This is a genomic window from Streptomyces xanthophaeus, assembly GCF_030440515.1.
Taxonomy (GTDB): domain Bacteria; phylum Actinomycetota; class Actinomycetes; order Streptomycetales; family Streptomycetaceae; genus Streptomyces; species Streptomyces kutzneri.
Map to the genome: position 1 here is coordinate 4,426,231 of NZ_CP076543.1, position 8,770 is coordinate 4,435,000.

Consider the following 8,770-nt stretch of genomic DNA (forward strand, 5'->3'; position numbering starts at 1 on the left):
GGTGATGGGTGGCTGGTCGTTGTTTGAGAACTACACAGTGGACGCGAGCATCTGTGGCCAAGTTTTTAAGGGCGCACGGTGGATGCCTTGGCACCAGGAACCGATGAAGGACGTGAGAGGCCGCGATAGGCCCCGGGGAGCTGCCAACTGAGCTTTGATCCGGGGGTGTCCGAATGGGGAAACCCGGCAGTCGTCATGGGCTGTCACCCACTGCTGAACACATAGGCAGTGTGGAGGGAACGCGGGGAAGTGAAACATCTCAGTACCCGCAGGAAGAGAAAACAACCGTGATTCCGGGAGTAGTGGCGAGCGAAACCGGATGAGGCCAAACCGTATGCGTGTGATACCCGGCAGGGGTTGCGCATGCGGGGTTGTGGGAATGAGCTTGATCGGTCTGCCGGCCGGTCGGCGAGTCAGAAACCGTTGATGTAGTCGAAGGACATGCGAAAGGTCCGGCGTAGAGGGTAAGACCCCCGTAGACGAAACATCAGCGGCTTGCTTGCTCATCTCCCAAGTAGCACGGGGCCCGAGAAATCCCGTGTGAATCTGGCGGGACCACCCGCTAAGCCTAAATATTCCCTGGTGACCGATAGCGGATAGTACCGTGAGGGAATGGTGAAAAGTACCGCGGGAGCGGAGTGAAATAGTACCTGAAACCGTGTGCCTACAAGCCGTGGGAGCGTCGCCGTCATTCTTCGGAATGACGGTCGTGACTGCGTGCCTTTTGAAGAATGAGCCTGCGAGTTAGCGGTGTGTAGCGAGGTTAACCCGTGTGGGGAAGCCGTAGCGAAAGCGAGTCCGAATAGGGCGATTGAGTTGCACGCTCTAGACCCGAAGCGGAGTGATCTAGCCATGGGCAGGTTGAAGCGGAGGTAAGACTTCGTGGAGGACCGAACCCACCAGGGTTGAAAACCTGGGGGATGACCTGTGGTTAGGGGTGAAAGGCCAATCAAACTCCGTGATAGCTGGTTCTCCCCGAAATGCATTTAGGTGCAGCGTCGTGTGTTTCTTGCCGGAGGTAGAGCACTGGATAGGCGATGGGCCCTACCGGGTTACTGACCTTAGCCAAACTCCGAATGCCGGTAAGTGAGAGCACGGCAGTGAGACTGTGGGGGATAAGCTCCATGGTCGAGAGGGAAACAGCCCAGAGCATCGACTAAGGCCCCTAAGCGTACGCTAAGTGGGAAAGGATGTGGAGTCGCAGAGACAACCAGGAGGTTGGCTTAGAAGCAGCCACCCTTGAAAGAGTGCGTAATAGCTCACTGGTCAAGTGATTCCGCGCCGACAATGTAGCGGGGCTCAAGCGTACCGCCGAAGTCGTGTCATTGCAGCAATAGGGCCAACGCCCGCTGTGATGGGTAGGGGAGCGTCGTGTGCCGGGTGAAGCAGCAGCGGAAGCTAGTTGTGGACGGTTCACGAGTGAGAATGCAGGCATGAGTAGCGATACACACGTGAGAAACGTGTGCGCCGATTGACTAAGGGTTCCTGGGTCAAGCTGATCTGCCCAGGGTAAGTCGGGACCTAAGGCGAGGCCGACAGGCGTAGTCGATGGACAACCGGTTGATATTCCGGTACCCGCTTTGAAACGCCCAATATCGAATCAGGCGATGCTAAGTCCGTGAAGCCGTTCCGGACCCTTCGGGGAAAGGAAAGTGGTGGAGCCGACGAACCAGACTTGTAGTAGGTAAGCGATGGGGTGACGCAGGAAGGTAGTCCAGCCCGGGCGGTGGTAGTCCCGGGGTAAGGGTGTAGGCCGAGGGGTAGGCAAATCCGTCCCTCATTAAGGCTGAGACCTGATGCCGAGCCGATTGTGGTGAAGTGGATGATCCTATGCTGTCGAGAAAAGCCTCTAGCGAGTTTCATGGCGGCCCGTACCCTAAACCGACTCAGGTGGTCAGGTAGAGAATACCGAGGCGTTCGGGTGAACTATGGTTAAGGAACTCGGCAAAATGCCCCCGTAACTTCGGGAGAAGGGGGGCCATCACTGGTGATCGGACTTGCTCCGTGAGCTGGGGGTGGCCGCAGAGACCAGCGAGAAGCGACTGTTTACTAAAAACACAGGTCCGTGCGAAGCCGTAAGGCGATGTATACGGACTGACGCCTGCCCGGTGCTGGAACGTTAAGGGGACCGGTTAGTGACCTTTCGGGGTTGCGAAGCTGAGAACTTAAGCGCCAGTAAACGGCGGTGGTAACTATAACCATCCTAAGGTAGCGAAATTCCTTGTCGGGTAAGTTCCGACCTGCACGAATGGCGTAACGACTTCTCGACTGTCTCAACCATAGGCCCGGTGAAATTGCACTACGAGTAAAGATGCTCGTTTCGCGCAGCAGGACGGAAAGACCCCGGGACCTTTACTACAGTTTGATATTGGTGTTCGGTTCGGCTTGTGTAGGATAGGTGGGAGACTTTGAAGCAGCCACGCCAGTGGTTGTGGAGTCGCCGTTGAAATACCACTCTGGTCGTGCTGGATGTCTAACCTCGGTCCGTGATCCGGATCAGGGACAGTGTCTGATGGGTAGTTTAACTGGGGCGGTTGCCTCCCAAAGGGTAACGGAGGCGCCCAAAGGTTCCCTCAGCCTGGTTGGCAATCAGGTGTTGAGTGTAAGTGCACAAGGGAGCTTGACTGTGAGACCGACGGGTCGAGCAGGGACGAAAGTCGGGACTAGTGATCCGGCGGTGGCTTGTGGAAGCGCCGTCGCTCAACGGATAAAAGGTACCCCGGGGATAACAGGCTGATCTTCCCCAAGAGTCCATATCGACGGGATGGTTTGGCACCTCGATGTCGGCTCGTCGCATCCTGGGGCTGGAGTCGGTCCCAAGGGTTGGGCTGTTCGCCCATTAAAGCGGTACGCGAGCTGGGTTTAGAACGTCGTGAGACAGTTCGGTCCCTATCCGCTGTGCGCGTAGGAATATTGAGAAGGGCTGTCCCTAGTACGAGAGGACCGGGACGGACGAACCTCTGGTGTGCCAGTTGTCCTGCCAAGGGCATGGCTGGTTGGCTACGTTCGGGAGGGATAACCGCTGAAAGCATCTAAGCGGGAAGCCTGCTTCAAGATGAGTATTCCCACCTCCTTGAGAGGGTAAGGCTCCCAGTAGACGACTGGGTTGATAGGCCAGATGTGGAAGCCCGGTAACGGGTGAAGCTGACTGGTACTAATAGGCCGAGGGCTTGTCCTCAGTTGCTCGCGTCCACTGTGTTAGTTCTGAAATAACGAACAGCTGTGTTCATGCCAGCGTTCAAATTTCATAGTGTTTCGGTGGTCATAGCGTTAGGGAAACGCCCGGTTACATTCCGAACCCGGAAGCTAAGCCTTTCAGCGCCGATGGTACTGCAGGGGGGACCCTGTGGGAGAGTAGGACGCCGCCGAACAATCATTGTGGGAAAGCCCCGCACCTTATGGTGCGGGGCTTTTCTGCGTTCAGGGGCCGGAATACGAAGCCGGCCGAACCTGTGGCCGCGGCCTCACCAGTCCGCGGGGTAGCTCTTGAGGGTGCTCGTGTCCAGGGTCCAGCGGCCGGCGGTGACGACGTCCCCGAAGGAGTAGGGGACCGTCTTGCGGTACCGGGTGCCGTCGGGCCCTGCCGAGGAGTCGCTGTGCACGGTGACGGTCCGCTTGTCCTTGCGGGGGTCCACGACGACGTACAGGGGGACACCCATCCTGGGATAGTCGTGCAGCTTGTCGCGGATGTCGGTGAGGGAGTTCGTGCGCGAGACGACTTCCACCACCATCAGGACATCACGGGAGTTGACGACCTTCGCTGTGTCATCGGTGTCCTCTTCGGCGATCACCATGAGATCGGGGACCTTGGTGAGGCCTGTCTGAGGGTCGCCCATGTTCGTGTCGTTGAGCGCCATGACCTCTGGGGTCTGCGCCTCGATCTGTCGGCGCAGGCGCACCACATTGAGTCCGTGCGGAGCCGTGGGGCTCATCATCGTGAGGAAGATCTGACCGTCGGTGGTCTGCACCTTCCACTGGTCCTCCTGGTGCTCGGCCAGCTCCGCGAGCTGCTCCGCGAAGTCGTGCATGCGGCGCATCTGCTCGGGGGTGAGGTCGCCCATGATGTCCTCCTGGTGGGTGCTCGACCAGCCTATCCAGCCCGGCGGCGGTAAGGCCTCGGCCTCGTCGGCAGGTCCCCCCACGTAGGCCCGGCTGGCACTCAGCGGCGCAGGGCGGCGTCGAGCTCGTAGTAGAGAGTGTCCAGCCGACTGCGACCGGGGCTGCGAGCCGGCATCCGGCGCAGCAGTGCGCGTACTTCCGGCGGGGCGTGCTCGATCGCCCATCGGATCTCCTCGTCGGCGGCGCCCGTGTCATCGTCCGCGGCGAGCTCACGCGCGAGAGCCTCGTACACCGCGGGCCCCAGTACGTGCTTCGACTGGTGCGGGGTGGCCGGCGGGTGGATGTACGGGGTCGCTGCCGCGTGGCATGCGGCGCGGGCGGCAGCCGTGGCCGCCGGGTCGTCGACCTCGCGCGCCGCGGCGTGGGCCGCCCAGGCGAGGGAACGTAGCTTCGCGGTCCGCTTGCCCTCGAGCGCGAAGGCCCGGATGCCTTCGATCGCCTCGCGAGGGCGTGGGTCGGCGGGGGCCTTCGCCTCGAACAACGGGAGGGCCCGCTTGACGCAATCGGCGGCCCAGAGCCCGAGTTGGCGGCGGTCTTCTTCGCTGATGGTCACCTCGTCCATCGGGCCATCATTCGCGTGATCGGCGTTCGGCGGACCTACGGGGCTTCGTGGAGCCGGGTCAGCAGGGCCATCAGGTGCTCCCGTTCGGCCGGGCTGAGCGGGGCGAGGAACTCGGCGTTGGCGGCTTCGGCCAGAGCCGCGCAGCGGGCGAGTACCGCGGTCCCTGCCGGGGTGATGGTGACGGCGTTCTTGCGGCGGTCGTCGGGGTCCGGGGCGCGCAGTACGAGGCCCGCCTCCTGAAGGTGGTTGAGCATGCCGACCATGTCCTTGGGGTCGACGGCGAGCCGGCGGCCCAAGTCGGCCTGGGCGACGGGCCCGTACTCGGCGGTGGCGGCCAGCACCGCGTGGTGCATGAGCTTCAGTCCCTCCGCGGCGACCGCCGCCGCGACCAGCTCGCGGCCGCGGGCCGCGACGCGGCCGACGAGCCAGGAGGGCAGGGACTGGATGTGCTGGAGGGCCGAGGTCATGGGCCCACCCTACCCAAAGTCGTTGGACATCCCCATGACTTTCACTTTATCGTTGGGGAATCCAATGAAAATTGTCGGGGTCGGGGAGGTCCTGTGCTGCGCATTCGCCATGAGGTCGACGGTGGGCCGGAGGTGCTGTTCGCCGAGGAGGCCGACGTACCCGCGGCGGGCGCCGGCGAACTGCTGATCCGGGTCGAGGCGGTCGGTGTGACCCTGCCGACCGTGCGCAAGGTGAGGGAGGTCAGGGAGGTACGGGAGGGCCGTGAGCGCGTCCCGCTCGGCGGCGAGGTGGCGGGGGCCGTCGTCTCCACCGGCCCGGGCGTCACCGGCTTCACCGCCGGGGAACGCGTCACCGGACTGTGCTTCGCCGACGCCTACGCCGAGTACGCGGTGCTCAACACCGCCATGACCTCCCGGATCCCGGCAGACGCCGGCGCCGTGGAGGCGGTCACCCTGGTCCGCAGCGGGCTGGTCGCCCGCGGCGCGTACGAGGCCGGGCGCATGGAGCCCGGCGAGTCGGTCCTGGTGACGGCGGCGGCGAGCGCCGTGGGAACGCTCGCCCTCCAGTACGCGAAGGCCGGCGGGGCGGGACGCGTCGTAGCGGCCGTCAGCAGCGCGGACAAGGCCGACTTCGTCCGCGGCCTGGGCGCCGACGAGGTCGTCCTGTACGGGGACGCCGACTGGGACGGTCCGTACGACGTGATCCTGGACGGCGTCGGCGGCGACCTGCTCGGACCCGCCGTACGGGCCCTGGCGACGGGCGGCCGCCTGGTGGCCTTCAGCTCCGGCGGTGGCACGGTGCAGGCGTACGAACTCCTGGTCCGCGGCGCTTCGTTGATCGGCTTCCAGATGCGGGCCGTCGCCACCGGCAAGCCCGAACTGTACGCGCGCTGGCTGCGCGAGCTGTGGCAGCTGCGCGCCGCGGGCACCCTGCGTACGGCCGTGCACGAGGAGATCCCCCTCGCCGAGGCCGCCCGCGCACACGCGGTCATCGAGCAGCGCCGGAACCTCGGCAAGGTCGTTCTGGTCCCCTGAGCGGGGATTCGGCATCTAACCTCGCGCCATGACGAGATATGCGGATCCGGGACTGGTCGACTGGGTGGAGTCCGGCGGGGGGCCGCTGGTCGTGGTGCCGGCTGAGGTGCTGACCCGGTGGGAGGGGGCGGACAGCGAAGGGCCGGAATCCGACTACGACAGGGCCTGTGCGGTCGTCGGCCACACCGGACTGCTCGCGGTGGGCCCGTCGTACGCGCTGGTACTGGGTGACGAGCCCGCGTCGACGGCGTTCCTCCCGGAGCACGGGGTCTTCGTACGGTGGGTGGCGGCCGAGTCGGAAGCGGAGCTGCTGGGCAGCGTCGAGGCGGCGCTGGAGGATGCCGCCTGGGAGGACGGCCAGGTCTGGGACGTGCCGGGGCCGGTCGTGCTGTTCGACTCCGCATGGCCGGGCGCCGAGGTGGAGCCCGACAACCACACACGGGTGGAGCTGGCGGCAGGCCGGTACGAGGTCCGGGCCGCATCGGCCCGGCCGAATGCGGAGACGGCCTTCCATCTGGTCCGGCTGCTCCCGTTGCCGTAGCGCCTCCGGACCTCCATTCGGGGGCCTGCCCTGCGGTCCGTGGACGTGGATGCCGAACTCGGTGCGGGGTGAGCGCTTGAGTTGGCGGGGCTGTGCGCCGGAGGTGACGACAGGGGCCCGTCGCGCTCCTGAGCGGGAAAAACCACTATGGGGCGCCGGGTGGGCAGGGCAGGCTTGCGCGGTGATCGTTGAGCTGGCTCCTAGCTTCCTGACCTGGGACGACGTGGACCCCTCCCGTCAAGCCTTCGACGGTGCGTCCGTGGCGCAGACGGTGCGCTCACTCGGCCCGGCCGGATGTGTGCCTGTCCGCCCGGATGTCCCTTTAGGGGATCCCGCGATGAGCACCTGGAGTCGTGGCGAGGCCGAGTCCTGGGCCGACGCCATGTCGTATGCCCTTGTTCAGCAGTACGGGCGTTGGAGCGTCGGGTGGCGCTGGTCGCACGACGAGGGGGATTTCGACGGTGGACCGGTAGGAAACTGGTGCTGCCCGCGGGACTCGATCACGACGCCGGAAGCGACACTGGCCCGTGTCGAGGCGGCCCTGCGTGAGTGGCGCGAGTGGCTGGAGTACCTCGCCGGCTGGTTCGAGGCGTACCCGCTGGACCTGACCGACATCGAGGACCAGCGGATCTTGTGGGAGCGCGCGGCGAGGAATCTGATCCTTCAGGTCGTCGACCGCACCGGGTGCGGCAGCGGCTGGCACGGCCACTGCCGACAAGTGCTCACCTGGTTCCTCGATCGCTGGGGAGTCGCGCCCGACGTGGCCCGGGGCCTGGTCGACGAGGCGATCGGGGGACGGTTCCACAGCTGGACCGGTCCTGACACGGTGCTGGTCGACGACGTCGCGGAGCAGCTTGCGCTCTCTTTGCAGCCGTCCGACGGCCGGCCCCGCGCAGTCGCGCCGACTCAAGACCACTTGCAGCGCTGGCTCGCGGTACGTGAATCGGTGCCGTGGCACGAGATCCCCGACGGTGGCATGGACGGACCGGTGGTGCCCTTTCGCGACGGCGTGGCGGAGGACATCCGGGCCTTCGACGGTGCCATCGCCCCTGCCCGAGCCGAAGGCCTGCTCAGTGCCCTGCAACTGCTCCGAGCCGACGCGGCACGCGGAGCGCGGCTCGACTTCGCACTGCTCAGCAGCTGGCAGCAGCAGGTTCTGGGCACCACGCAGCCGCCACGGTTCCGCAACTCGCCCGCCTTCGCCAAGGGGAGCAGGGAGCGCTACGGCATCGGTCCGGACACACGTGCCCGCCTCGACACGTGCCTGGCCGGGAGTGCACCCGACACCGGCCAACCTCTCGGTCTGACCGCCCGCGCCGCCCGCGCCTCTCTCGACGTCTGCTTCTTCCATCCCTTCGACGACGGCAACGCCCGCTCCGCCTTCCTCACCCTCGTCTTCATCCTGGCCCGCGAGGGCATCGCACTCGACGGCGTCAGCCTCCTGCGACGCATCACCTTCCAGGCCGACGATCCCCAGGACCCGCTGATCTTCGTCCGCTACATCAACATCCATCTTGCGGAGACCCGGCGCCACACCGCTGACTCGATCGGCTTGGCATCGAGGTGAGCGCCTCAGTTGGCGAAGGTCGCCAACTGAGGCGCGCAGTCACAGCTGCCGCGCACGTCAGGGACGAGCCGCCCGGGGTGCCGGCCCGCTCGGCGGAGGAGCCCCTGACCAGGCAACAGGCCGAAGCGCTGCTGGCCCGGGCCGGCCTCCAGGGGAAGCCCCGCGGCCGGGGCTGCGGGCCGTTTTGACACCCCCCAGGCCGGGTTGTAGAGTCAAACGGTTGCCTCGAACTGGACAAGTTCGGCAGCCCACCCCCCAACGAATGCAATTCTGTGTGGGGTGCACTCGATTCTTCAGGAATCCGAAGCCGGGAAATCCGGTGGAGAACTTCTGATAGAGTCGGAACCGCCGGAAAGGGAAAGCGCGAAAGCGAAAACCTGGAAAGCACCGAGGAAGTCGGACACGAAAGAGTCTGATAGAGTCGGAAACGCAAGAACAGAACGAAAGCCCGGAGGAAAGCCCGAGAGGGTGAGTACAAA

General features: G+C 64.9%; 6 protein-coding genes and 2 rRNA genes. 5 read left to right on the top strand and 3 right to left on the bottom strand.

Annotation, left to right across the window (positions count from 1 at the left end; all coding sequences use genetic code 11):
- Positions 1-55: 55 nt before the first annotated feature.
- Together KO717_RS19545 and rrf are read left to right on the top strand one after the other, a co-directional pair.
- A 23S ribosomal RNA gene (locus tag KO717_RS19545) occupies positions 56-3,178 on the top strand.
- Positions 3,179-3,254: 76 nt separating this feature from the next.
- Positions 3,255-3,371, top strand: a 5S ribosomal RNA gene (gene rrf / locus KO717_RS19550).
- Between the two features lie 93 nt (positions 3,372-3,464).
- On the opposite strand, the gene KO717_RS19555 is transcribed toward rrf, so the two are convergent.
- Genes KO717_RS19555 through KO717_RS19565 form a run of 3 tightly spaced genes read right to left on the bottom strand, consistent with a single transcriptional unit; the run spans position 3,465 to position 5,148 of the window.
- A complete protein-coding gene (locus tag KO717_RS19555) occupies positions 3,465-4,142 on the bottom strand; it encodes a Uma2 family endonuclease (protein WP_301369554.1) in 678 nt (225 codons plus the stop codon).
- Between the two features lie 17 nt (positions 4,143-4,159).
- A complete protein-coding gene (locus tag KO717_RS19560; RefSeq protein WP_301369555.1) occupies positions 4,160-4,681 on the bottom strand; it encodes a putative immunity protein in 522 nt (173 codons plus the stop codon).
- A 35-nt stretch (positions 4,682-4,716) separates the two neighbouring features.
- Positions 4,717-5,148 (bottom strand): MarR family winged helix-turn-helix transcriptional regulator, encoded by a 432-nt coding sequence (locus tag KO717_RS19565; RefSeq protein WP_301369556.1) that lies wholly within the window; start codon positions 5,146-5,148, stop codon positions 4,717-4,719.
- Positions 5,149-5,241: 93 nt separating this feature from the next.
- Here KO717_RS19565 and KO717_RS19570 point away from each other — a divergent pair, with 93 nt between their 5' ends.
- The 3 genes from KO717_RS19570 to KO717_RS19580 all read left to right on the top strand — a co-directional run bounded on the left by KO717_RS19570 (position 5,242) and on the right by KO717_RS19580 (position 8,291).
- Positions 5,242-6,183, top strand: coding sequence for a quinone oxidoreductase family protein (locus KO717_RS19570; RefSeq protein WP_301369557.1), 942 nt, complete (start codon positions 5,242-5,244; stop codon positions 6,181-6,183).
- A 28-nt stretch (positions 6,184-6,211) separates the two neighbouring features.
- Complete coding sequence (locus KO717_RS19575; RefSeq protein WP_301369558.1) at positions 6,212-6,724, top strand: Imm21 family immunity protein; 513 nt, start codon at positions 6,212-6,214, stop codon at positions 6,722-6,724.
- Positions 6,725-6,905: 181 nt separating this feature from the next.
- Positions 6,906-8,291 carry a cell filamentation protein Fic gene (locus KO717_RS19580; protein ID WP_301369559.1) on the top strand — a complete coding sequence of 462 codons (1,386 nt, stop codon included), beginning with the start codon at positions 6,906-6,908 and terminating at the stop codon, positions 8,289-8,291.
- The last annotated feature ends 479 nt before the right edge of the window (positions 8,292-8,770 follow it).